We start from the raw sequence: 25179 nt of genomic DNA, 5'->3' as shown, positions 1-25179 counted from the left end.
ACTGGCATAAAGAACTTGCTTAAAATCAATTGTTTTAATAGTAATCAAAGCAGATAAATCATGTTTCCGAAAAGCCTGGGTGGCTGAAGGCAACTGACTGACACCTGCGGTTTCACCAAATACAGGAGAAAGTTCATGCAAGCAGAAGATGCACTTAATGCATCCTTGACAGGCATCTTTGACCAGGCAATCGAGCAGGGCAGAGTAGTAGGTGCTGTGTGTGCCGTTGCTCACCAGGGGAAACTAAGTCATATCAGTGCTCATGGTTTTGCCGACCGGGAAAAACAGCGCCCCATGTTACCCACCACGGGCTTTCGGCTATCCTCAGTGACCAAACCGATTGTCACACTGGCTGCGCTACGCCTGGTTGCCGCAGGCATCCTGGAACTTGATGCTCCGGTTACCCAGTGGTTGCCCGACTTTACTCCCACTGGCCCGCAAGGCGAGGCTGTAAGCATCACGCTGCATCAGTTACTCACACACACTTCCGGCCTGGGTTATGGCTTTAACCAGGACAGCGACGGGCCTTATCTCTCTGCGGGGATTTCTGACGGGCTGGACCATGTTGATTTTGATCTGGCTGAAAACTTGCGCCGCCTCAGTTCCGTTCCTTTACTGTTTCGGCCAGGAGAAAGTTGGGCTTATTCCCTGGGTATGGATGTTATGGGCGCCGTTATCGAGAAAGCCACCGGGAAATCACTGCCGCAGGCGGTAGCCGAGCTGGTGGCTATGCCGCTGGGTATGAGCCACTCAGGTTTTGTGACTGCGGGCCTGGATAACATTGCCGTCGCTTATGCCAACAGTGAACAGGGGGCGGTGATTATTGGTGAAAATGAAGAGGTCCCATTACCTGAGGGGTTTGGGGGCAGCGTGCGTTTTTCACCATCACGGGTAGCAGACAGCCAGGCGTACCCATCCGGTGGCGCGGGTATGTATGGCTGCGCGCCGGATATACTGAGCTTTTTAGAAGCATTGCGCACTGGTGCGGGTCTGCTGCCAGCCAGCCTGCAAAGTGCTATATATCAGGCACATTGTGGCCCGGAAGCCGAATGCGCAGGCCCCGGTTGGGGATTTGGTTACGGTGGAGCTGTGTTAGTCGACCCACAGGCAACGAAAACACCACAAAGCCCCGGGACACTCTCCTGGGGGGGTGTTTACGGCCACAACTGGTTTATTGACCGGCACAACGATCTGACAGTGGTGTTGATGACCAATACAGCCTATGAAGGGATGTGTGGGTTACTGACCCTCGAAGTGCGTGATGCCGTCTATGCAGCCCTTAATGCAGGTTATATTCCCGCAGCATAGCAACTCAAAGCAGGTGGAAAACTGTATAGCAAAAAATCCGCCAGTACGAGGCGGATTTTTTGTCGGAAAATCAGTGAAAAACTGAATTAACGGCCAGCGCGCAGCGCTTTATCCAGTGAACCAATCAGCCAGTCAATATCATAAGCCTGGAAAGCCAGCGTTGGGCGTAACTTCAGGACGTTACCATGTGGCCCGGCAACTGAAGTCAGAACATGGTCTTCGCGCAAGCGTTCAATCACATCCAGCGCTCGCTGTTTGTCGGGGTTTTTACTGGCTTTATCCGTAACCAGTTCGAAACCGATGAACAAACCGGCACCACGAACATCACCCACACAATCATGCTGAGCCGCCAGTGCAGCCAGCTCTTTTTGCAACTGAGTGCCCACGGTAAGGCTGTGCTGTTGCAGTTTTTCATCTTCAATCACTTTCAATACGGCCTGAGCTGCGGCAACAGACACCGGGTTACCACCGAATGTGTTGAAATAGGGGATAGTGTCGCTAAACGCCGCCAGCACTTCAGGCTTTGCCAGCATTGCCGAAACCGGGATGCCATTGCCCATAGGTTTACCCATAGTGATAACGTCCGGCACAATATTATGGCGGGCAAAACCCCAGAAGCTCTCGCCAGTGCGGGCAAAGCCTGGCTGCACTTCGTCAGCAATAAAGATCCCGCCGTTCCGGTGCACCACATCCAGTGCTGGCTTCAGGTAACCGGCAGGACCCGGCAAAACACCGTCTGATGAGAAAATTGAGTCAACCAGCAAACCGGCAAATTTGATACCCTGTGCGGACATATCATCAATTTGTTCCTGAATTTGCGCGGCAAACCAGGTACCAATATCCGGAGTATCCACACGGTAGCGGTCAGGAGCAGGCACCAGGCGCGTTGTAGCCGCCAGTGGCTGGCCGCTACCCAGTGCAGGTGAGGCACCAGAAGTCAGTTCACTGGTACCATGGTAGGCTTCCCGGGTAACAATAATCCCGGTACCGCCGCTCCAGGCACGGGCAACACGAATGGCCAGGTCATTGGCTTCTGAACCGGTGCACATGTACATCGCTTTGCTGACTTCACCTGGAACGTACTTCAACAATGATTCGGTGTAATCCAGAATACGTTCATGCAGGTAGCGGGTGTGGGTATTGAGCTGGCTCATCTGCTGTTGTACCGCTTCAATCACAGCAGGGTGGCAATGGCCAATACTGGCTACGTTGTTATAGACATCAAGGTATTTGTTACCCTGCGCGTCCCACAAATATTGCTGCTCACCACGCACCAGATGCACTGGGTTACGATAGAACAGGCGATAAGAATCGCCCAGTAAACGCGCGCGTTTCTCGGTTAACGTACGTGTTTGTTCATCCAGCGCTGCCGCATGTTCTGCGCGAAAGCTGTTGGTATCCATAATGGTGGAGCGCGTTGCCATGAAAGCCTCTCATTTATCATGTCTGTGTTGTTGGCCGTCAACCTTACCGTGCCTTTTACAATAAAATACACAAAAGCACACAAAGGCACAGCAAAAGAATCCATACAAAATCCTTATTGAATATAACTTAATGATAATTAAAGATTTTTACTTCAATCCGTTCTAATGCAAAATGCACTATTCAGCATAGGCCAGGCGACAAACCATGTTTTCAGGCCATCCGGCTGTTTCGCTCCGGGCCCAGGCAGTTAATATTCCAGTGAAATTAACCCTGATGGTTTAATTACCCATATTGCTAAATACGATGATGGCAGGCAGGCTGGTGCGATAAACTACACAAATGTGCACACCGGGCTGAGAAAATACAATGTCAGAGAGTATTATCCTCAGATTACCGCAGGCACGATGTTAAAGATGAATCTATCCATATGTTTTTATGTGGTTTATTTTTGACTGAAAAATTACCCTTATTCCCTGTTATTTGCACATAATGGCACGAACAGACCAGGTGCTCAGTTTGTTGGCCTGGTTTCCCGGTCTATAAGGTTGTCTACCTCATGCCGGAAATTATTAAGGAATAATATGTTAGAAGAAACTCGCTTACACCGTATCCGGGCCTTACTCTCGACACTTAATCGTATTTCCACAGAGCAACTGATTCAGCACCTGAATGTCTCCCGGGAAACCGTGCGGCGCGATATTGTTAAGCTGGAAAACTTAGGTGAGTTGCGCCGCGTACACGGCGGCGTTGTCGCGCTGGGGGCAGAACCTGAGCCACCATTGTCTGTACGGGCAACCGTTCGCGGTAAAGAGAAACAGGCGATTGCGCGTACTGCGGTACAGCAACTTCGCGCGGGCCAGACAATCTTTATTGATGCCGGGAGCACCACATCTGTTGTGGCCGATGAACTGGTTTCCATGCCAGGCATGACGATTATTACCAACAGCCTCAGCGTGGCTTCCCGGCTGACAGAATCTGAATATGCCCGGTCACTCAGCCATGAAGTCATTTTACTGGGCGGGGAGATGGGCCCGGTCACCCAGGCAACCTGCGGTGTAATGACCATTCGTGAACTCCAGCGCTTCCGGGCTGATGTGGCATTGCTGTCGCCCGTTGGCATTTCCAGTCAATCAGGTGCCAGTAGTTTCACCCACCACGAAGCTGCAATTGCCGAAGCAATGATAGGCAATGCGAATAAACGCATCATTCTGGCCGACCACAGTAAAATAGGTGTTACCAGCCGAATGGTTTATGCCCGTATCGCCGATATCGATATGATTATTTCTGATGAAGCGGCGTCTTCGCGTGATGACTGGGCCGCACTCCAGGCTTGCTGTGAAGAGGTGATAGCCGTCTGATGTAGCCTGAAAAGCTTTACTATTGTTCTGTTTCCTCTGTTATTACCCCGGCTGGCAAAATTGTTATCCGGGAGTCAGCCTCTTGTCGGGAACTACGCATTAAACCGTTTCCTCCCGGGCAAATGTTGCACCAATAATTAATACCGACCTTAGTGTGATGTCATTTTTTACCTTACCAAATAGCCTGGTGCCCGGCTATAAGCATGAAATATGCAAGTTTTACGAAAAGTCTCACCTCAGTTTCTTATTTTGTGGCGCAGATCATTTTTCTGAATACAGATATATTTCACGGCACAAAATAATAAATAATTAGCCTGCTTACTACTTACACTCAATTCTCCTTTTAGTGATTTTAACAAGAATAAATACCATGAAAAAATTCAATAAAGTGGCATATTACTCTTTAAAAGTAGTTATACCAGGCATTTTCCTCTTATCTGCACAACCTTTAGTTGCCCAGGCAGCCGATGCATTCAGTGTCGATTCCCCGTGGATGTTCGGTGACTGGAACGGGTTGCGTACAGACCTCCAACAGGATGGTGTCAACTTCAATGTTGGCTACACCATGGAAAGTGCATCTAACCTGGCAGGCGGTTATAACACATCGACCACCGCACGTTACAGTGACCAGTGGGCGTTCGGGGTTAACCTGGATCTGCAAAAACTCCTCAACTGGAACGACACTGAATTCCAGTTAACCATAACCAACCGTGACGGGCAGAACCTGTCAAATGAAGTTGGCGACCCGCGTACCGGGACACTATCTTCGGTACAGGAAGTGTATGGCCGGGGCCAGACATGGCGCTTAACCCAGTTCTGGCTACGTAAAGGCTTTTTTGACCATACCCTGGATGTTAAAGCAGGGCGGCTGACTGTTGGGGAAGATTTCGACAACTTCGACAGTAAATTCCAGAACCTGGCATTTGGGAGTGGCCAGGCGGGGAACTGGCGTGGTGACCACTGGTATAACTGGCCAGTGTCACAATGGGGTGCCCGCGTTCGCCTCAACTTTACCCCGGAAATCTTTATGCAGGTCGGTTTCTATAACCAGAATCCGTATAACTATGACAAAGGTGATGGTTTCCGCTTTGAGTTCAGCCCAACAGAGGGCAACCTTGTACCGGTAGAACTGGGCTGGCAGCCAAAACTTGGTGCAGATAAACTACCGGGTAATTACCGTATTGGTTACTACTACTCTTCAGCCAGTGACAATGTATATGGATCATGGCGTGAGGGTGGTTACACTGATACAGCCCATGCATATGGCGGTTACATCCTTGCTCAACAACAGTTGACAGCACAAGGGGGGTCTGCTGACAGGGGGATCACATTAACCGTTCAGGCAGTAATGAACGACCACAAAACGTCTAAAACCGATAACTACCAGTCTGTTACTTTGACGTGGAAAGGGCCGTTTGACGCCCGTCCGCAGGATGAAATTGGTATTGGTGCCGGACGCATTCATGTCAACTCGTCCTATACCAGAATGCTGCGTGATACCAACTATTACAACGGTGAAACGACCTATAATAGCCCGACCTATTTACCGATTCAGAAAGGATCTGAATATAATTACGAAATTTATTATAACGTCCAGGCAACAAACTGGCTGCAAATCCGCCCCAATCTGCAATACATTGCCGCACCAGGTGCTGTAAGCAAAGTGGATGATGCCTTTGTTGGCGGTATTAGTGCTAACCTCAGCTTCTGATTATTTATTACTCCCGGGCCTGCATATATGCAGGCCTTTTTCACAGGTATTGCACAAGTGATGTCTATGCAATATGTGCTATTAAAAAATATTCTGCACTTTTATTCTTAAAGAATTTTTTTATCGCTCTTTTTTCATGAGCTATCCCACCAGTCTCTGATTCAAAACATTTTGTTTTGAGTATCGAAATAAAAAAACCATTTATTCGCAATTTAAATATAGGTAGAATTTTCATTACAAAATGAACTTTTTGATAACAAGTACGCATTAAAGAGACAGGTAACAACCTGCATAAAATTATAACCCGGCAAAAATTAATTTATTTTCAAAACCTCTGCCTCCCATGGCACCTGATGAGTTGATAAAACCATGGGTGATTGACTTATACCTGCGTAAAAGTGTACCTACACTGGTCACGTTAAGAGCACTGGCTCCCTGCATTCTACTTTGCCAACATTTGCGGCAAATTTGTGTTAATGACAACAGGTATATCTTCTTTGATTTATCTTTAGAGTACGATGTATGTTACTGCATAAAAATGTTATTCGTGATTTAGTTAAATGGATTGATGAAAATATCCATGATCCCATCAATATAACTGATGTTATGGAGATATCTGGTTATTCACGCTGGCATATTCAGCGGCTGTTCAGGGAAGAAACAGGGATGACAGTAGGGGATTATATTCGTAAGAAGAAGATACAGGAAGCAGCTAACGACCTGGCCAACGATGAAGTTTCTATTTTAACCATCTCCACTAAGTATGGTTTCAGTAGCCAGCAGACATTCACCCGTATTTTCTCACACTATTTCAATGTGCCGCCCGGACGCTGGCGCAAAGAACAACGAAAATAAACGTTACGCCATACTCTCAGCCACTCATGTGCGCTATCTGATTTGCCTCCTCCTGGGCCACCACTGTATTGCCTGATACAGTGGTTTTTTATTGGCACCGTAACCCTTGCGCTACGCCAAAGGCACACCAGACAGGTTACTGTCATCACCAAAATGTTGAACGGCAAAATCAAGAAAACTACGCAACTTTGGAGTCAGACGACGATCCTGGGCATACACAATATATAAAGGACGTTCCGGCACACTGTAATCAGGCAACACACTGATAAGCTTACCAGAACGAATATAGGGTAATACCAGCTCAGATGGCTGTGTGGTTACCCCGAAACCGGCCAGAGCAGCACTCACCAGCGCTTCGCCATTATCCATCATGAGACGCCCGGAAATTGGCTGCTTTATCAGTCCATCAGGCCCTTCAAACTCCCACTGGGTTCTCAGAGAGGTGTGCGCGAAAACCAGACATTCATGGCGCTGTAAATCAGCGGGGTGATTCAGCGGTGCGGCTTTATCCAGGTAGCGGGGGGAGGCACAAGTAATCAACCGGTAAGGAGCCAGTACGCGCGCCATCAGACTACTGTCTTCAAGTTCACCCACATGAAAAACGGCATCATAGCCTTCATCAATCAGGTCTATCATCCGGTTAGTGAGCGTCAATTCAACCGACACTTCCGGGTAACGCGCCATATATTCAGGTAATAACGGTGAAAGGGCGTTGATACCAAAAGTATGCGGAGCATTGATTTTCAGACGCCCCCTTGGCTCCATACGGGTTTCTTCTGCGAAGGATTCCGCAGCTTCAACTTCCGCCAGAATAATTTTGGCCCGCTCATAAAAATTTTGCCCGGCCTCCGTGAGGCTGTGCTGGCGGGTAGTGCGATTAATCAGCCTGACACCCAGGTGGTTTTCCAGCGCTGCAACATGTTTCCCAACCAGTTGAGAGGACATATTCAGCATATCGGCAGCTGCGGCAAAAGACCCTTGTTCTACAGTCTTGACATATATTGCCATGCTGGATAGTCGATCCATTTGAGGATTCCATTTGCAATTTATAAAACTGTCACAGTTTACCTGACAAATAATGCCAACGGTTAAGCGCGGTGTGTTAATCGCACAAATGGGAAATGCCCTGCAGGGGCATTTTAATACTGAACAACGCAGCAGGGGGAAAATATCATGTTACTTACTTTCAGGTAATGGCCCAGTTTTACATCATCAGATAATATCTCAGCCATCACGAATTTTTATTTTCTCATGACATGGCAGTTTATATTTGCCATTGGCCTGGTCTCGCCTCCATGCCAGGTAATTTTTCCGTTCACTACCGGGCTCGTCAACATAACTACTGCTCCAGGGCTGAATATATTATTCTCCAGCCCCCAGTTTCTGGGCGCTTTATCTACCAGGCGAAGAAAGAGTTCTGCGGTGACAATTTCCCATGGGTTACTGCGCCAATAAAGCCCGGCGATATAGCCTTTAATGCTCCGGCAGGGAAGGGGAACAGTGATTCAGGCACTCGCCTTACCAGGCAAAGAATAGCGGGTGCTTCTGCCGCCGCCTTCATTCCCCACCAAAAAACCCTGTTCAACCAGCTGCGCCAGGTGGCGGGTTGCAGTGGCGCGGCTGACCCTTGCGACTGCTTTATACTGGCTGTTATTAATGCCATCCTGGAAGTCACCATCCAGCATTCGGTTGATCACTTTTATCTGCTCAGGGTTCAGCGCCGCCTGGTTAAAACGCTGCCAGTAATGGGTTTTAAACAGGGTCTGGTCAATCAGCCCGAGTGTTTCCTCAATTGAGACGCGCAACATATGCACAAACCAGTTAAGCCACGGCGTTAACACCATATCGCCACGCTGAGTTTGTTCTATTACTGCGTAATACTCTTTACGGTGTGTATTAATCGTGCGCGACATAGCATATAAACGCACCGTGTTATGCTCCGCCTGAGCCAGTGCGAGATCCATGATCAAACGCCCGATCCTGCCGTTACCATCTTCAAAAGGGTGGATGGTTAAAAACCACAAATGCGCAATACCTGCCCGTAAGATGGGGTCAGCCTGGGCATCGTGCCTGCTGGTGTTGAACCAGTGCAGAAAAGCATCCATTTCTCCCGCAACCCGCATGGCATCAGGCCCTTCAAAATGGATGACGGGCTTATCTATTCGCCCGGAAATAACCTGTACCGGGCCAGTCCGAAACTGCCCACCTTTAATCGCATTAAACAACTTATCTTCAGGTGGAAACAACAGTGAGTGCCAGTGCAGCAAGCGCTGCGCCGTTAAAGGCTCATCGATATTATTGATGGCGTCCAGTGCCGACTCCACCAGGCCTTCAGTGCGCTTATCAACCGGCCAGGTTATTTCATCATCCACGCCCAGGTGAGTTGCCAGTGAAGAGCGCACCGAACCGGCGTGTAAACGTTCACCTTCGATATCGCTTGAATAAAGAATATTCGCCAGCAGGGTATCCAGCGTGGTTTGCGCTGAATTCAATACCTGGCTGCTGCCATAAAGTTTTCCCTGTAAAAAGCGGGTGTCACGCAGCAATGGTACCAGCGGGGCCGGATCCCAGGTAAATTCAGGCCACAAAGGTTGTTGCCATATCCACATAGCGTTCTCCTGAGGCAAATAACAGCCTTATTCTACTCACAATGTGAGTAGAATATAAAGCGTAATTGACTCATGAGTGGCAATGGCGAAAAAAACGGGCAAAAAACACCCTGGGCAATTGCATAAATTATAACCAGGATTCATGAGCGGAGGTTATAAAAGAGGCATAACAGACCACGCCCCGTACACAAAAACACGGTGATGAATTTTTTTAGCAATATTCTGGCGCGCCATTCGTCTACCTCACTAACAGAACGTTCACCTGGCTTTGTTTCCTAAATAGTTTGAACTAAAACGGTAGACGCTGATCTGATCGGCATAGCCTATCAACTTACATATCAAACATGCCAAAACCCCGCTATAAAACCACCAACTGGAAGCAATACAATCAAGCTCTAATCAATCGTGGCTCACTCACTTTCTGGATCGATGAGGACGCTATTGCCCAGTGGAAAGCCAAGGCCGAGCAACCAAGGAAAGGTCGCCCACGCGTATTTAGCGACTTAGCCATTACCACCGCGCTGATGGTTAAACGTGTTTTCTCTATGCCACTACGAGCGTTGCAAGGCTTTATCAACTCTGTGTTTAAACTGGCTGATATTCCGCTTTCGTGCCCACATTACACTTGCATCAGTAAACGAGCGAAAACCGTCAAGATTGCTTTTAAAACCAAGACGCGTGGCACCATTGAGCACTTGGCTATCGACTCGACAGGCTTGAAGGTTTATGGCGAAGGTGAGTGGAAAGTGAAGAAACATGGCACAGATGGCAAGCGCCGCGTGTGGCGTAAGCTGCATATCGCTGTCGATACCCATAGCCATGAAATTATTGCTGCGGAACTGAGTTTATCCGGCGTCACTGACGCTGAAGTTATGCCGAATTTGCTCAAGCAAACCCATCGCAAAATCCGCAATATCTCAGGTGATGGTGCTTACGACACAAGAGCCTGTCACGATGCCGTTCGTAGAAAACGGGCTTTGGTACTCTTTCCACCGAGGGAAGGTGCCGCTCTCTGGGAACAAGGTCATCCGCGTAACTTAGCGGTTAGTTGGCAAAAGCTTTATGGTTCAAATAAACAGTGGAAAAAACGGTATGGTTATCATCGGCGGTCAATCTCAGAAACTGCCATGTACAGGGTAAAGCAATTACTAGGTGGCAGATTGAGCCTGCGAAATTATAACGGTCAGGTAGGAGAAACTTACGCGATGATAAAGGCGTTGAACAAGCTCACAGGGCTAGGCATGCCTGAAACTTACCGTGTAGTTTGATTTTTAAACAATCATGAAGGGTTTTGTTCGCTGAATCGATTTAGGAAACAAAGCCCGTTCACCTATAACATGAGGCTTTAAGATGAGAGATTTTGAAATGTATGGCCGGGGTTTTGGCAGAAGAGGGCACCACCGTTTTGCAAAGCCATTAATCATTAGTGTTATTGTGGTTTTCGCGCTGGGGCTACTGGTTATGTCGCTGTGGAATGCTCTATTACCGACAATCATTGGTGTGAAAAGTATTGGGTTCTGGCAGGCTTTGGGCTTATTAGTTTTATGCCGGATATTGTTTGGCGGGCTGGGTATGCGCCCGGGTATGTTTGGTATGCACCGGCGCATGCATGACCGCTGGATGCAAATGACCCCGGAACAACGTGATGAATTTATCCGCCAGCGCCGTTCCTGGTTTGAAGATAAATGGGGCAGCCGCTGCCAACGGCAAGCCCCCCAGGAATGCAATACGCCACAAAACACAGATCAGGGTACTGAAGCTGAAAAAACCTCGGATAAACAATGAATGAAGTGAAAGGCGGGAGTGGGTCAAAATCACGTCTGGTTTCCGCGCTCACGGCTTGCCGTGGGCGGTTACAGGCCTTTATTCGTGGCCGTTCTCGTGGGCCTGATGATGTGGAGGATATTCTGCAGGAAATCACATATCAGTTATTTCGTGTAGAACAACCGGTCGAGAATGTCGCCGCCTGGCTGTTTCGTGCCGCCCGCAATGAAATAACCGATTTGGGGCGCAAAAAACGCGAACTCCCTTTTTCCGGACTGGCCGTGCAGGGGGATGAAAATGAATTTGCGGAAGATGAGCTGGCAGAAACCTTGTTTGGTGTACCGCAAACCCCTGAAGATGAATACCTGAAAGCATTGTTGTGGGATGAACTGGCTGCCGCACTGGCTGAACTCCCGCAAATCCAGCGCGAGGTGTTTGAAAAGACGGAGCTTGACGGTTACAGCTACCAGGCACTGGCAGAAGAAACAGGTGCCAGTATTCAGGCTCTGTTATCGAGAAAACACAAAGCCGTACTTTACTTGCGTATTCGCCTGCAGGAATTTTGGGATGATTTATCTGCCAATTCGCCAGAAAACATTGGCAAAAAAAGTTGAGAGGCTTGTGTAGTGTCCACTCAAAACAGGCGAATGAAGCATATTTAATTCATGAGGTAACCGGGAGTTCAACAAAACTTTTAATGCCATGCCGGCCTGGGCCGGCACATATTAAATTGCAGCTGTAAGCGCCGCCACTTATTTCAGCGCCGCGAGGTCTTCAGCCCGAAAACCGAGTAGCTCGTCTGTACGGCCTGCACGAACTTTGTGCGCCCACTGCGGGTCTGATAATAGCGCACGACCAACCGCTATCAGGTCAAACTCCCCACGTTCCATTCGGGTATACAGGTTATCCAGCCCGGCCGTGCCGGAACCCTGTCCGCCAAAGGCGCCAAAGAAATCACCGGATAACCCCACAGAACCCACGCTGATAGTGGCTGCACCCGTGAGTTTTTTCGCCCAGCCTGCAAAGTTAAGCCCTTCGCTGCCATCAATATTCGGGAATTCAGGCTCCCAGAACCGGCGTTGTGAGCAGTGCAGAATGTCTACACCAGCGTCTACCAGCGGCACCAACCATTCGGTCATTTCCTGAGGTGTTTCAGCCAGACGGGCAGAGTAGTCCTGCTGTTTCCACTGACTGATGCGAAGAATGAGAGGGAAGTCAGGACCAACTGCCGCGCGCACCGCACGTACGATATCAGCCGCAAAGCGGGAACGTTCTGCAATAGTTTTTCCGCCAAAGGAATCCGTGCGCAGATTAGTACCCTGCCAGAAAAACTGATCGATTAGGTAACCATGCGCACCATGTAGTTCCACAACGTCAAAACCCAGACGCTGCGCATCTGCCGCCGCGCGGGCAAAAGCGTCAACAGTATCTGCAATATCTTCTTCTGTCATGGCGACACCTCGCGGCTCGCCCGGACCAACCAGGCCTGAAGGGCTTTCAACTGGTGCGTCTGGCTCCCATCCTCCGCTGGCTCGCGTGGATCCCGTATGCCAGATTTGTGGGCCAATTCGACCGCCTGCTGCGTGTACGGCGTCCACCACCTGCTTCCAGCCAGCCAGAGCCTGCTCGCCGTAGAAGAAAGGAATGCCAGGCATGTTACGTGACGCAGGGCGGTTGACCACAGTACCTTCGGTCAGGATAAGGCCAGCTTCGCCTTCCGCACGGCGGCGATAGTAACTGGCGTTAGGCTGGCCCGGAACCCCTTCTGGCGCCATACCGCGGGTCATTGGCGCCATTACAATACGGTTTGGCAAAGTCAGGCCTTTCAGTGTGAAAGGTGAAAAGAGTACGTTGTCGGACATCGGTACAATCCTTTTAAAGTTGTTTCACAGCAGACTAGTTATAACAATATTGCCCGCAACAGCAATAAGTTAATCACCATTCTTCAGGTACCGGGGAGCCGAATGCGCCTGGCGAAATTCAGTCGGCAGCGCCTGCCCGGGCAGTGCTGGAATCCATTGAAGATGCTTGTGGAAGGTTATCACAGATATGGTATTATTAAATCATATTGATAACCCATACAGGAGAACATCCATGAGTGTACGAAAAGAGCACACAGGGGTTTCCACCCTGATTGGAACCCCAAAAGAAGTGAAAGTCAGCCTTGCCAAATCTCAGGCTGAGCAAGTGCTGCTTATCACGGTTGATCATCAAAACCATATCGGAACACAGCACCTGTTTGAAAATTTGTCCAACGTGGCGTCTTCCATGTATGGCCTGTTTCAGCAGCATCAAAGCCGTACAACACTTGAGCGTCTGGCAGAAGCCCTGGTACCACCAACGCCCGCACCACCACATATCATCAAAGAAGCAGCAATGCTGATACAGGCACGCAAAGCTGTTCTGGAGAGTGGTGACTGGCTAAATGCTGCCGAGCTGGCACACCTGGCGCAGTTGAGCACAGCGAATCCGAGCGCTCAGCCGAATAAATGGAAGAAAGCCGGGCGCATTTTCGCCATCCACCATAACGGTGTCGACTATTTCCCGGCCTGGGGGCTGGATAAAAACGAAGGTTTCCGTCCGCTGAAAGCGCTGGGTAAGGTAATTGAGGTGTTTGGTGGTCAAAAGGATGGCTGGGGTATGGCGTTCTGGTTTCTGTCGGCCAACAGCTTTTTAGGTGGAAAACGGCCTCAGGACATGCTGGCCACACAGCCAGACTTGGTAATCGATGCCGCCCGGGATGAAGTTCAGGGCGTAGCGCATGGCTAAGCGTTCTACCGACACTAAGACGACAGAGCAGGGTGGCGGCGCGCCGCTTCCTCATGCGGGCCCGCTAAAAACAACAATATTTTTACTAAATAAAGGAACGGTGTTACACCGGGTGCACCTTGAGCAGTATGCCGCAGACCAGTTTAACCCCGGCCTGCAGGGCAATGCGCGTTTCAGCCCAATAACAAATGCTCTAGGCGAACCCATTCCTACCTTGTACGCTGGCGTGACCAGCGACTGTGCCATGATGGAAACAGTATTTCACGATGTCTCTTTTGCACCAGGACTCAAAACTTACGATAAAAACAAGCTCAACGGGCAGGTACTCTCGGCACTTGAAGTCACTGAGAACCTGGAACTGCTTGATCTTGCCACAGTGCCGCTGCGCAAGCTGGGTATCACCCGCAAAGAGTTGATCGACACCGAAAAAGATCAATACCCGGTAACCCGCAAATGGGCCGAAAAACTTTACCAGCAATGCACAAGCGCACAAGGCCTGGCGTGGATTTCGAGACAGGATGACACGGCGCGCGCAATGATATTGTTTGGTGACAGAATAAAACCCGCATCGCTTTGCCCGGCAGGAAGCGCTAAGAGCCTGGTTAACGACGCCGCCACTTACGAAGATGTGCTGAGCCTGGCAGCCCGGTTGGGTGTGTTGATTGTGCCAGGCAGGGACTGAATCCCGCCGGTACAGGCGGGATTTTTACATGTTGGTGTTTTGCTTAGCGCAAGGTGTGAGCCTTTCGTGTCTGGCGGATCAGTTGGCGCCAGGCTCTGTTATGCAGAGCGAAGAGCAGCATCTTATAGAAGGCCGCAGACAAAATACAGCCACCACTTAATAGCAGCATGGCAACACTCAACAACACAGCTACCAAATCAATACCTGGCGAATTAGCGCCTGCCAGTACAGAAGCCAGCCAGACTATCGTCAACACCAGGCTTATCACTGCCAGTGCGAGGTGTAACCACAGGGCACGCATACTGCCTTTACCAATCATAAACACAGTCAGGCCGTTAATGCCGGCAAAAAATAGCGCGACCAGGGTAACCCACACAAACACCCGTTCGGCAGGCTGGTTCAGGGCAGCGAGTACACCGTAACCCAACCACAGTTGTGGAAGAGCAAAACTAACAATAATACCCAGAGTACTGATAGCAGCAGGAAAACCCATGGTATGCAGACCAACCGGTTTCCCCATCTGTTCAGCCAACTGTGCTTTCAACTGGTGTAGCTGGGCAATGCTGGCCTGATTGATGCTGCTCGCCACGTCGTTACAGTGTTGTAAACGGCGGAAGAATACTTTCAACATGTGGATACTCTGTGCTTAGTGAGGGGAAAGGTAGCGCTTTGTCAGGTGATTTCTGACCAGGGAAGTTCATCTCAGATAGCTCCTTCAATCCATGAGGTTAGATAATAACAGTATTCTTCAGTGCGCATTGAAAGAAGATGAGCAGGGTAACGGTATGATTAACCGTGGTATTGTAGGAGCTATGAACTAATATAGGTGGTAAATATCATTTAACATAATATACATTATGCGCACCAAGATGTACTAATGTGGAATCTGGCATTTCGCGGTTGTCATTGTCCTGGTCGTTGAATCTCTTAAACAGCTTTATCTGTACGTTTCATCACCCGGTTGCAATTGCAGCCTGTTATTACAAATGCTATCGAAACTCGACCTTCAGGATTTTACTCCCGGTAACCAGGCACCCGCGGACCTGTTCCCCCGGCTACCATTTCCGGCACAACATTGCCAACTGCAGATGGTGTTCAATAAAGCCCGCTTTCAATTCACAGTAACGCTGAGCATCGTTATGACATTCCTGCGCTGCTGCGTACTTCACTCTGGCATATTGCTCAGTTGCCTGCTTGTTGGTTAGCAGATAATCGCGGAGTGCTACATGCTTTATAATCTGCTCATCACCAGTAACAAACGCATGCATCTGGTGGCTGCGTTACTCACCACCTTTAACAAAATACCGCCGGCCGGCAATGCCGTTCTCGCCACGAGCAATATAGCCAGCTTGCTCCATTTGAGTATTACACGCATCCAGTTCAGCCAGGTTTGGCAGCTAAACCCGGCACCGAAGTACTTCCAATATGATGAATGGCTTTGGCTATACCCGGCAATGCCTGCTGTAACAACTGGCTTTCTGCCGTGAACATCTCAGGCCACCGGGGATCATATGCAACAACAGTGATGGTTCTCATCATTGCCCACCTTATGTTTAAATGTATAGCTCAACCAATATAATGTGGTACAAAGCGTGAAGTATCTTTAGTTATTAGTGAACTGTCTTCACGAATCCCTATGCCAGCAGCTTCGTCGTCGATTACCCAACTACCAATAAGCGTGTAGCTGTCACCGAAACGTGGCAATGGTTTAAATGACTGATAAATAACAGGTTCACCGCCATAATTGCCATCTGTTTGGGTAATAACATACTGTTGGCTGTCTAATACAGTAATATTGCCCCCTTCGCGAGAAAACAGAGGCTTGCGCACCACACTTTCACCTGGTGCAGAAAGGGACTTTTCACCATCAAACCAGGCGGGCAACAAATTGGGGTGATTTGGGTTAAAACGCCATAACAGAGGTAACAGGCCTTTATTGCTGAGCACACTTTTCCATAATGGCTCATACCATTGCTGGCGTCGCTTACGTAATAAAGGACCGTTTTCATCTCGCATCATCCATTCCAGCGGATAAAGCTTGAATGCCCGGCGAATCACATGATCTTCAAGATCGGTTAGCTCTCCACCAACGCCCAGCCCAATATCTTCCATATACAGAAATTGTGTCTCCTGCCCTGCCTGCCTGGCGCAATCCTCCAGGTACAGTACCGTGGTGCGGTCCTCATTACTGCCTTCACAACAGCAAAAATACAGCAGTTCTGGTGAATAGAGTTCCGCAAAACGAGCAATCAACCGTTCCTGAATGGAATTATACTGATCTGCATTACGCGGAATAATGCCGTTGTTGCGTGCATCTTCCAGCCACAGCCACTGAAAATAGGACGACTCATACAGTGAAGTTGGCGTATCGGCATTATATTCGAGCAACTTAACCGGGGCCTGCCCACACCAGACAAAATCCATCCGGCCATATAACGAGGGGTCACGCTGGTGCCAGCTCTGGGCGATTGCATCCCAGTAAAGCGGCGGGATAGCGAGTTGCTCCATCATCTGCTGGTCGTTAACCGCACGGTCAACCACATCAAGGCACATTTGGTGGAGTTCTGCGGTGGGTTGTTCTATTTGCTCTTCAATTTGGCGCAATGTAAAACGGTAGGCACGGCGTTCATCCCAGTACATTTCATTATCGATAACATGAAAATCGAAACCGTGCTGGTGTGCGAGTTTATCCAGAGCAGGCCGCACAGGTACATCGTGGCGTAACATCCCTATCCTCCCCAGTGCCCACCGTGGGCTGAGCGACCAAAGCCACCGCGAGACAAAGTTGCAACTTTACGTGTATAAAATTTTATGCCGCGCCGCTCACTGTCAGCCCCGCGGCCGACATGCCAGGCAAAACTGCGATCAGCTGTTCTCCACACAGGGCGTGATGCGTAAGTTCCCCCGCCACTGCTGTAGGCATGATCTTCATCTTTGTCCTTGCGCACATGCTTACTCAATAAGAAACCCGCCATAACTGGGGCCCAGCTGTAACTGGTGTAATCAAAACGGCACGTTTCAAACTGCTGCTGGCACTGATCAAGCGTCAGGTTACCAGGCACTTCGCCAACAAAAGATTTCTCGGCATTAAGCCAGGCATCAGTACAAACATCGAGTGTATTATTATCTTTCATACAATCTTGTACTGTTGAATAGAATACTCCATCACCGTCATTATCCGATGACTCGTTATCGGTACATCCTTTCATGACGAAAAAAGCCGCTCCGCCCATAATCGCCAATTTAAGGCATGTTCCTGCATAGGGGCTTTTCTTTTTTTCAAATGGATTCCCAGAACCACGAGTAGAACTAATTGCGTATTGACCTGGTGCGGTACTCTTGTAACTCAGTTTGCTTTTTCTTTTCTTCGACATAAGTTGCCACTATTCAGTCATACAGGCCGCATTTAAAATCCCACCGGCCAAAGCAGCTGCGCCCATAAACAGACCTGCCGCAGTATGGTTATTAGTTATTTTTTCACTTAATTCAGAGATATAGAGGCGAACACCCACGTAGACAAGCAACTGGACAATAAAGGCAACTACAGCCCATAGCAGGTAATCTGGAATACTTACAGAATTGATAGCCGCGCTGGCAAGTGGAATAATATACCCCAGAAGCACGCCGCTAAAAGCAAGTGATGCCGCCATATTCCCTTGTTTGATCAGCACCCACTCATTATGTGGAGTTATTTTAGAGTAAACATTTAGAAATAACACAACCAGAGCAGAACCGATGAAAAAATAAGCACAAAAAGCCAGTAGTGCGTCAATGATATGCATATATTATAGTCCTTTAACTATTTACTGAATATTATCTCAGGCAATACTTCGCATCAATAAAAACCACACACTGTAACTTATTCGGGGGGAACAATCCTGAGATTTACCTTAGACACATTCCAGCGTTCAAATAACAAAAAACCCGCCACAGGCGGGTCAGAGTAAAGCTAAGCCACCTCAGGCAAGGTGGAAACTATCAAGAAGAAAGCATAGGGCTTAGTCATCTTGTTTAATAGTAAGCCCCACATTCAAAGTTGTGCAAGCAATGGCAAACAATTGTGATAAAAAACCACAAATGACAATTTAAATGGAATTATAAGCCAGAGATAACAACTATCTCACACCAGATACATTGCGTGCCCGTGAAAAGCAATATAAAGGCAATGGCAGAGTGAACAGCAACAGCAACCAGACAAGTGTGTAGACAGCATTGATCCCGTCATTTTGTAAGTTGATATATAGTTTTACCGGCATTCCCTGGGGGAAAAAGGCGAAAATCATCACAATACCAAACTCGCCCACGACCCTTACCCACGCCAGTGCCACTGCGCTGGCAAGCCCTTTACTTGCCATTGGTAAAGCTAAATGCCAGAACCGTTGCCACCGCCCCGCCCCCAGGGTTTGCCCGGCCTCTAAAATAGACTGAGGCACACCATAAAAAGCAGAGCGTGCGGCAATGATAAAATACGGCAACCCACCATAGACCTGAGCTAACACAAATGCCGCAGGGTTATTCACTAATGACATTCCCAAACGGCTAAGTGCCAGGCCTGGTATGCTGTAGGGACCCCAGGCGGAAACCAGTAAAATACCCATTGCCAGTGGTGGAGTTAGCAGCGGAACCAGCACAATTAACTCCGCAATTCTGGATACACGGCCACCTTCTTTTGCCAGCCACCAGGCAACTGGTGTACCGGCCAGAACGATAACCGCCATCGCCACCATACCCAGCGTCAGAGAAACGGTTATCGCATCGCCGTCGCCCCAGGCGAGATGAAAGCCCATCCATGGTGTTTGCGTAATTAACGTAATAAAAGGCACCAGCAATAAAGCCAGTGCCGGTACAGACAACCAAAAAACGCGATTACGGCGCATCGTTGTGCTTAAAAAAATCATTGAGCATAGAGCGCCGAACCCTTAGGTGAAGCATAGCCACTCTCTTTGAACAGTGACTGGCCTTGTTTCCCCTGCATGAACTGCACAAACTTCTCACCTTCTTTCACACCATCCGGGGCATTTTTCAAAACAGCGGCGTAATAGACTAATGGTTGCGTATGCAACACTTTGTCCTGGCCCTTACTGTCTTTGATGGTAAAACTCACCTGGTCATACCATTTTGCAGCCATGTCCGGATTACTAAGGTTAATTTCATCTGGTAATGCCACATAAGGTAGTTTGGCGGAAATCACTTCGCTCTCATAGCCTGCTGCCGCATCAACCTGGCCGCCTTCAAGCCGGGTTAACAACCCACCTTCTATATGAATTTGTGCCGGATTTTGCACTCCGCCCATCACTTTTTCACCCAGACCTGGCTGGTGATAATATTTGTCGGCCAACAGCAAGGTGAACACGATGTTCTGGCCTTTCGGGTCACTGTCCGGGTCAGTACGCCCGAATTTCACGCCAGGCTCGACCAGTACTTTTAACCATGAATCATCTTTACCACTGGCAGCAGCAAACTGAGATGCATACTGGCTGTGCGGGTTCCAGGCAATGACCATACTGGTGCTCGCTACGGGAACAGCGGTATCAATCAACCCGGCATCTTTCAGTATTTGCATTGGCCCGGGAGTGATGGATACAAACACGTCTGCCTGCACTTTTTTACTGGCCAGTAAACGCGCCATGCCATAAGCGCCTTGTCCCTGCCCCTGGTATTGCACATGGTTTTGTTGTGCAAAAGCAGGCCCCAGTTTTTGGTCCATCACCTTGCCCATAGAACCTGCGTAAGTCACTTTGATATCGGACGATGCCATAGCCGAAGTGCTCACAATACAAAAGCCAATTAATAAGACCAGTGGCCGAAATGTTTTATTCATTATCCCCTCGCTATATATTTAATAACATAACGAATTATTCGCCTGTTAAGCACCAGGAACAAGAGCAAATGCATAGGTATTTATGATTTATTGAATATTTTTCTGAAAACCTGCAAGGTCAGTTAACCACTTGAAAACCTGATTGTTACGGCTTTCCAGTTGCCCTTCTCATCACTGCAGAGCCTTAATGTGGTGCTACTGCGTAGGGTTTTATTTATATCAATAAGTATGTTGTAACTATAGTGCGCCGAATAAAAAACCCCGGTACCAAGCCTGCCAGTATCGGGGTTGCATAAATCTTACGGTTACGGGATTAGCACAGTGGTTTTACCGCTGAACGCATACCCAGCTTCAGAATAGATTCCAGATTGGCGGTAACCTGGTCTGCAAGACCAGGAACGTTAGTTAAATCCTGCTCCCAGTGGTCGCTGTCGGACAACACAACGTCGACCAGGTGGCGGACGGTGACCTGTTTGTCACGCACGCCACCCCACAATTGCTGGTAGCGCTCGAGCCAGTGAGCATCATCCTGCAGCGGATAAGTTTCACCATTACGCTCACCCTGGTAAAAAGCAATCAGCGCAGCCAGAGCGAATGTCAGGCGGGCCGGCAATTTGCCAGTCGTTGCCTGCCCTGCCAGCAGTTGCGGCAGAATACGAGTACGGAATTTAGTCATCCCGTTGAGGGCAATAGAGAGCAACTGGTGTTTGATGTACGGGTTACGGAAGCGGCCAACAACTGCACGGGCAAATGATTCCAGCTCATCTTTCGGGAGATCCAGCACCGGAATAATCTCTTCGCGAATGGCGTTTTCAACAAAAGCGCAGATTTCACCATCAGACATGGCTTCACCTACAGTGTTTAACCCGGCCAGGAATGCCACCGGTACCAGTGCTGTATGAGCGCCATTCAGAATAGCAACTTTACGTTCTTTATAAGGTTTAATGTTATCGACGATCAGCACATTGAGTGGCAACTGGTCGAGGCGCAACTCACTGGCAAGCCATTGTGGGCCCTGGATAACAAACAAATAGAAGTGTTCAGCAGTATCCAAAAAACTGTCGTGGTAACCCAGTGATTCTTCAATGGCACTGGCTTCATCACGCGGATAACCAGTAACAATACGGTCCACCAGCGTAGAGCAGAATGTATTGGACTCTTCCAGCCAGCGGCTGAATGCGCCAGGCAGATTCCATGCAATGGCGTAGCGCAGTACCAGTTCGCGCAGTGTTTCACCATTATAATCAATCAATTCACAAGGGATCAGCACCCAACCTTTATCCTTTGCGCCATTGAAATGACTGTAACGTTCAAACAACAGGCGGGTTAATTTTGCCGGGAAGCTGACAGCTGGTGCATCCTGAAATGTATCCCCTTCATGCCAGGCTATGCCCGCTTCAGTGGTATTTGAGAAAACGAAACGAATATCCGGGTTATGCGCCAGTTTCAGGAATTCATCATAGTCCTGGTAGACATTCAGTTCACGGTTTACCGAACGAATCAGGCGGGATTCGCTGACGGCTTCACCGCGATCATTCAGACCACGAATAATGGTGGTATACAGACCATCCTGAGTGCTCAATGACGGCGGGAAATTGCTGTCAATCGGCCGAACAATCACTACCCCGGCGTTGAGGTCGGTCTTTTCGTTCAGCAGGTCAATTTGCCAGTCGATAAAAGCACGCAAAAAGTTACCTTCCCCAAACTGGATGATACGATCCGGGTAAGCGTTGCCGGGAAAATCTTGACGATTAAGGGTTTTCACGATGTAGTCCTGTATTATGCAAACTGTGGAGTCATGGTAAACCGGCTATAACCGGCTACGCTTTCTGTTGCACATCTCACCTGATCCGGCCTGAAATACCCTCTCCTTTAGTATGGCAATGCGATCAATATCACACTAAGTGGTTTTTAATTGGTATTTAATTGTTCTTTTGTTACTGAAACGATACTGCTTATGAGCCGGACGCAAAACCTGCGCCACAACGTCATTAATCAGTTTATTGAAAGCCTGGTTCGCGGCCATCTGGTATCGCCGTTACCTTCGCAAAATGCGCTGGCTGATATGTTCAATATCAGCCGCACCACTGTACGCCATATTCTGGAACACCTGGTACAGCGCCAGGTTCTGGTCGTGGAGCAAGGGCAATATGTTATTGTCCGCATGCCGCAGGAAGAGGATGGCTACCAACAAACCCGGGTGCCCGCCGAAGCGCAACAACGGATATTTGAACGCACGTTTTACCAGATGATCAACCAACGGCAGTTACGTGCAGGGGATCAATTCACCGAAGTTGAGTTGGCAAAACAGGCAGGAGTCAGCCCGATAGTTGTGCGTGAATTCTTGCTGAAATTCAGCCGCTATTCGCTGACTGAAAGTGAACGTCGGGGTACGTGGCGAATGAAAGTGTTTGATAAAGCCTGGGCAGAGCAGCTCTTTGAGTTGCGCGAAATGCTGGAAACCCATTCTTTGCAGCGTTTCATGAATCTGCCAGCCGACAACCCCAGTTGGCTGCAGGCAAGAGATCTCCTGGCCCGCCACAGAACAATGCGTGGCACGATCGGTGACAATTACCGCATGTTTGCCAGTCTGGACCGTGACTTCCACGCGCTATTGCTTTCAGCCGCAAACAATATCTTTTTTAACCAGTCGCTTGAGATTATTTCTGTTATTTTCCATTTCCACTACCAGTGGGATGAAAGTGATTTAAAACAACGAAATATTGTGGCGGTGGATGAGCACATGACGATTCTCAGCGCGATGATTTGTGGTGATGATTTAGCGGCATCACGGGCATTGCGTAACCACCTGAATACCGCCAAAGTGAATATGATTGCGTCATTACGGCAGTAAACCAACGCGCTGATTACCAGGGCCTTCGCAGTACAAACACCCACCAAAAGTGACAATGTCACAAAAACCTGGCATCACCTTCATGATGCAGCCCGGCCCATAACGGGAACGTTTTGGGCGCAAAGCTGATTGCGTCCGTATTGTTTTGCCTGGTAAAGGTAACGGTCAGCTTCCGTCATTTGCGCGTTAAAGCAGGCTTCCAGCGATGCAGAAGCGCAGGCAGTCCAGGACAGGCCAAGGCTTACCGTTATATGGTGAATATGGTTTTTCCAGGCAAACTGGTGCTGTTCTACCCGTTCGCGAATCTGGTGACCCAGCAGAATGGCATCTGCATTGGACATCGCCGGGCATACAATCACAAACTCTTCCCCACCCATTCTGGCAAACCAGCCTTTATCGCCCACCACTTTATTTACAACTGCGGCGAACTCAGCGAGGATCTTATCCCCACAGTCATGCCCCCAGGTATCGTTAATATTTTTGAAGTGATCAATATCCAGTAGTATTACCGCCAGTTGACGGTTACTGGGTGCCAGGCAATCTGACTCATTGCGCAGCTTCTCGTAAATCCCTGAACGTGAGAGGACTTGGGTCAGGTAGTCATAATCCGCCCGGCGTGATGCCTTACGCACCAGCGCGTTGATGGTTTCTACGCTCACCGACACCATCAACGGGCATAATGCAATGGTGGCAATCCCCAAACGCGCGGAGAACATCTGGTTGACGTACAGCGGCGATGTCATATGGATTTCGATAATAGAATTTGCCACCAGTACAATTTCCGTCATCCCGGTTATGAGTGTGATCAGGCACACAAAAGGCAGTGGATAGCGTGTGGCACACCAAATTAACGCAGGCAACGGGAAGGCCAGACTTCCGGCTCCCCCAATCCCCACTGAAGCCACCATGCACACAACCACGCCAAGCAGCGGATACAGGTTTTCAAGGCTAAGGCGGGGCCATTGTGGGCGAGCCATAGAAAGCAGGCAAGGCAGGATCAGCACCCCAGTGGAAAACTGTTCACTGAACCAGTCGGCAAATAGCGGATAAAACGCGTGGCGATCTACGGGCATTGAGCCAACAGCACCAAATAAGGCACATAACGCAGCAGCAAAAATACAGTAATTAAACAGGCTCAGGGCATGAACCGGCAGTGGAGAAGCAATGGTCGAGCGCCGCTTTTCGCGTTGAACCAACAATGACACGGTGATAATAAACACCATATTGGAAAAGTTAATCAGCAGTGATGCCGTGCCCCAGGACGTGGTTACTCCGTCATAAATTATCATTGCCGCATAGCACAATGCGTAATAAAACGGATTATTCAGGAAAGGATAGCGAATAAAAACGGCCGCCAGTACTGCATTAAGTGGCCAGAAAAGCGATAGCGCTTCGACCACCCGTAAACTGGCACCGAAAAAGTAAAATACTGTGGTGATAACAAAGAGAGAAACCGCGCTGGTAAGCGGCTTTTCCCGGGAAAGAAACCGATTTTTCGCCATTATTTTACTTCGAATTGAGAACCCGTCTTTTGCGGTTTACACCGCCGCTTAACAAATCAAAACAATTCGAATATAACCTAAATTTTAACAGTTTTATCCGATTTATTTTCCCTGCTTTGCCATTGTCACTGCGTTTTTTTCAGATTATCTGGTTCCTGAATCATTTGTAAATGCAGCCAATAATAGATAACACCCACAATGTCATGCTGTTGCTTTTCAGTCAGTGGAATACCTGCGGGGATCCCGTACCACCTGGCCAGACACCCACGGCAACATGTCGCCGTGGCGTGCTGGGCGATAAAAACCGGATGCCCGCGCAAAGGTGTTTGTTTCCCGTCATTAGGAATACTGGCGGGAGCCAGTCGCTTTGCAATAAAATCTGCCGCGTGCTGGCACACAACCTCGGGGCCCTTTTTCAGACAATACTCACGCTCTTTCACACCCAGATGAAAGCGGCTGCGAAATTGTGAACGCCCAAGGCGCTGAAAAAGTACCTCCATGGATTCCATCTTAGTTGCACC

At 48.9% G+C, this 25179-nt stretch carries 23 protein-coding genes and 1 pseudogene; 10 read left to right on the top strand and 14 right to left on the bottom strand.

The annotated features are described in order from the left end of the window. Positions 1 to 135 precede the first annotated feature (135 nt). Positions 136 to 1308: a serine hydrolase domain-containing protein gene (locus MPHASIOC01_RS06125; RefSeq protein ID WP_353614188.1), complete on the top strand. Its 1173-nt coding sequence runs from the start codon at positions 136 to 138 to the stop codon at positions 1306 to 1308. An 86-nt stretch (positions 1309 to 1394) separates the two neighbouring features. Here the strand turns inward: MPHASIOC01_RS06125 and MPHASIOC01_RS06120 are convergent, their stop codons facing one another. Then, positions 1395 to 2732, bottom strand: a complete 1338-nt coding sequence (locus MPHASIOC01_RS06120; protein WP_353614187.1) for an aspartate aminotransferase family protein — start codon at positions 2730 to 2732, stop codon at positions 1395 to 1397. A gap of 582 nt (positions 2733 to 3314) precedes the next feature. Between MPHASIOC01_RS06120 and MPHASIOC01_RS06115 the strand changes: the two genes are divergently transcribed. The 3 genes from MPHASIOC01_RS06115 (at position 3315) to MPHASIOC01_RS06105 (ending at position 6657) form a co-directional block, all read left to right on the top strand. Further along, entirely contained in the window at positions 3315 to 4091 is a 777-nt protein-coding gene (locus MPHASIOC01_RS06115; RefSeq protein ID WP_353614186.1) for a DeoR/GlpR family DNA-binding transcription regulator, read from the top strand. Positions 4092 to 4461: 370 nt separating this feature from the next. After that, positions 4462 to 5802, top strand: a complete 1341-nt coding sequence (locus MPHASIOC01_RS06110) for a carbohydrate porin (RefSeq protein ID WP_353614185.1) — start codon at positions 4462 to 4464, stop codon at positions 5800 to 5802. A 522-nt stretch (positions 5803 to 6324) separates the two neighbouring features. Next, entirely contained in the window at positions 6325 to 6657 is a 333-nt protein-coding gene (locus MPHASIOC01_RS06105) for a helix-turn-helix domain-containing protein (RefSeq protein WP_036113252.1), read from the top strand. A gap of 111 nt (positions 6658 to 6768) precedes the next feature. Here MPHASIOC01_RS06105 and MPHASIOC01_RS06100 read toward each other — a convergent pair whose 3' ends face one another. Then, positions 6769 to 7683: a LysR family transcriptional regulator gene (locus MPHASIOC01_RS06100; protein ID WP_353614184.1), complete on the bottom strand. Its 915-nt coding sequence runs from the start codon at positions 7681 to 7683 to the stop codon at positions 6769 to 6771. A 479-nt stretch (positions 7684 to 8162) separates the two neighbouring features. Continuing rightward, positions 8163 to 9266, bottom strand: coding sequence for a Fic family protein (locus MPHASIOC01_RS06095; protein ID WP_353614183.1), 1104 nt, complete (start codon positions 9264 to 9266; stop codon positions 8163 to 8165). Between the two features lie 344 nt (positions 9267 to 9610). On the opposite strand from MPHASIOC01_RS06095, the gene MPHASIOC01_RS06090 reads away from it, so the two are divergent. The 3 genes from MPHASIOC01_RS06090 to MPHASIOC01_RS06080 all read left to right on the top strand — a co-directional run bounded on the left by MPHASIOC01_RS06090 (position 9611) and on the right by MPHASIOC01_RS06080 (position 11644). Further along, positions 9611 to 10534 carry an IS5-like element ISSpu11 family transposase gene (locus tag MPHASIOC01_RS06090; protein ID WP_353613135.1) on the top strand — a complete coding sequence of 308 codons (924 nt, stop codon included), beginning with the start codon at positions 9611 to 9613 and terminating at the stop codon, positions 10532 to 10534. Positions 10535 to 10616: 82 nt separating this feature from the next. Further along, a complete protein-coding gene (locus MPHASIOC01_RS06085) occupies positions 10617 to 11051 on the top strand; it encodes a hypothetical protein (protein WP_231889137.1) in 435 nt (144 codons plus the stop codon). Between the two features lie 5 nt (positions 11052 to 11056). After that, complete coding sequence (locus MPHASIOC01_RS06080) at positions 11057 to 11644, top strand: RNA polymerase sigma factor (protein ID WP_405027766.1); 588 nt, start codon at positions 11057 to 11059, stop codon at positions 11642 to 11644. A gap of 138 nt (positions 11645 to 11782) precedes the next feature. On the opposite strand, the gene MPHASIOC01_RS06075 is transcribed toward MPHASIOC01_RS06080, so the two are convergent. Beyond that, entirely contained in the window at positions 11783 to 12892 is a 1110-nt protein-coding gene (locus MPHASIOC01_RS06075; protein ID WP_353614182.1) for an NADH:flavin oxidoreductase, read from the bottom strand. Between the two features lie 232 nt (positions 12893 to 13124). Here MPHASIOC01_RS06075 and MPHASIOC01_RS06070 point away from each other — a divergent pair, with 232 nt between their 5' ends. Together MPHASIOC01_RS06070 and MPHASIOC01_RS06065 are read left to right on the top strand one after the other, a co-directional pair. Then, positions 13125 to 13799 carry a hypothetical protein gene (locus MPHASIOC01_RS06070; protein WP_064593546.1) on the top strand — a complete coding sequence of 225 codons (675 nt, stop codon included), beginning with the start codon at positions 13125 to 13127 and terminating at the stop codon, positions 13797 to 13799. Then, on the top strand, positions 13792 to 14481 hold the full coding sequence (locus MPHASIOC01_RS06065; RefSeq protein ID WP_353614181.1) for an RES family NAD+ phosphorylase: 690 nt from the start codon (positions 13792 to 13794) through the stop codon (positions 14479 to 14481). Before MPHASIOC01_RS06070 ends, MPHASIOC01_RS06065 begins: the two co-directional genes overlap by 8 nt. A 43-nt stretch (positions 14482 to 14524) precedes the next feature. Here MPHASIOC01_RS06065 and MPHASIOC01_RS06060 read toward each other — a convergent pair whose 3' ends face one another. The 8 genes and pseudogenes from MPHASIOC01_RS06060 to MPHASIOC01_RS06025 form a co-directional block, all read right to left on the bottom strand. Continuing rightward, the gene (locus tag MPHASIOC01_RS06060; protein ID WP_353614180.1) at positions 14525 to 15112 is read right to left on the bottom strand and encodes a hypothetical protein; all 588 of its coding nucleotides are present in this window, start codon (positions 15110 to 15112) and stop codon (positions 14525 to 14527) included. Between the two features lie 424 nt (positions 15113 to 15536). Continuing rightward, positions 15537 to 16017: pseudogene (locus MPHASIOC01_RS06055) on the bottom strand (GrpB family protein). Between the two features lie 30 nt (positions 16018 to 16047). After that, positions 16048 to 17208: a glutathionylspermidine synthase family protein gene (locus tag MPHASIOC01_RS06050; protein ID WP_353614179.1), complete on the bottom strand. Its 1161-nt coding sequence runs from the start codon at positions 17206 to 17208 to the stop codon at positions 16048 to 16050. A gap of 2 nt (positions 17209 to 17210) precedes the next feature. After that, positions 17211 to 17855 carry a DUF1190 domain-containing protein gene (locus MPHASIOC01_RS06045; protein WP_064593539.1) on the bottom strand — a complete coding sequence of 215 codons (645 nt, stop codon included), beginning with the start codon at positions 17853 to 17855 and terminating at the stop codon, positions 17211 to 17213. Positions 17856 to 17864: 9 nt separating this feature from the next. After that, positions 17865 to 18263, bottom strand: a complete 399-nt coding sequence (locus tag MPHASIOC01_RS06040) for a DUF350 domain-containing protein (protein ID WP_064593537.1) — start codon at positions 18261 to 18263, stop codon at positions 17865 to 17867. A 333-nt stretch (positions 18264 to 18596) separates the two neighbouring features. Then, the gene (locus MPHASIOC01_RS06035; protein WP_064595417.1) at positions 18597 to 19358 is read right to left on the bottom strand and encodes a molybdenum ABC transporter permease; all 762 of its coding nucleotides are present in this window, start codon (positions 19356 to 19358) and stop codon (positions 18597 to 18599) included. Between the two features lie 17 nt (positions 19359 to 19375). After that, positions 19376 to 20302, bottom strand: coding sequence for an extracellular solute-binding protein (locus tag MPHASIOC01_RS06030; protein ID WP_064593536.1), 927 nt, complete (start codon positions 20300 to 20302; stop codon positions 19376 to 19378). Between the two features lie 313 nt (positions 20303 to 20615). Beyond that, positions 20616 to 22067 carry a tagaturonate reductase gene (locus MPHASIOC01_RS06025; RefSeq protein ID WP_353614178.1) on the bottom strand — a complete coding sequence of 484 codons (1452 nt, stop codon included), beginning with the start codon at positions 22065 to 22067 and terminating at the stop codon, positions 20616 to 20618. Between the two features lie 192 nt (positions 22068 to 22259). On the opposite strand from MPHASIOC01_RS06025, the gene MPHASIOC01_RS06020 reads away from it, so the two are divergent. Continuing rightward, positions 22260 to 23156: a GntR family transcriptional regulator gene (locus MPHASIOC01_RS06020; RefSeq protein ID WP_064593533.1), complete on the top strand. Its 897-nt coding sequence runs from the start codon at positions 22260 to 22262 to the stop codon at positions 23154 to 23156. Positions 23157 to 23236: 80 nt separating this feature from the next. On the opposite strand, the gene MPHASIOC01_RS06015 is transcribed toward MPHASIOC01_RS06020, so the two are convergent. Together MPHASIOC01_RS06015 and MPHASIOC01_RS06010 are read right to left on the bottom strand one after the other, a co-directional pair. Then, the gene (locus MPHASIOC01_RS06015) at positions 23237 to 24658 is read right to left on the bottom strand and encodes a GGDEF domain-containing protein (protein ID WP_064593531.1); all 1422 of its coding nucleotides are present in this window, start codon (positions 24656 to 24658) and stop codon (positions 23237 to 23239) included. A gap of 125 nt (positions 24659 to 24783) precedes the next feature. Then, the gene (locus tag MPHASIOC01_RS06010; protein ID WP_064593529.1) at positions 24784 to 25167 is read right to left on the bottom strand and encodes a DUF4186 domain-containing protein; all 384 of its coding nucleotides are present in this window, start codon (positions 25165 to 25167) and stop codon (positions 24784 to 24786) included. Positions 25168 to 25179 lie beyond the last annotated feature (12 nt).

This window comes from Mangrovibacter phragmitis (assembly GCF_040429585.1).
Classification (GTDB): Bacteria; Pseudomonadota; Gammaproteobacteria; order Enterobacterales; family Enterobacteriaceae; genus Mangrovibacter; species Mangrovibacter phragmitis.
This window is presented reverse-complemented; position numbering and strand designations above follow the sequence as displayed.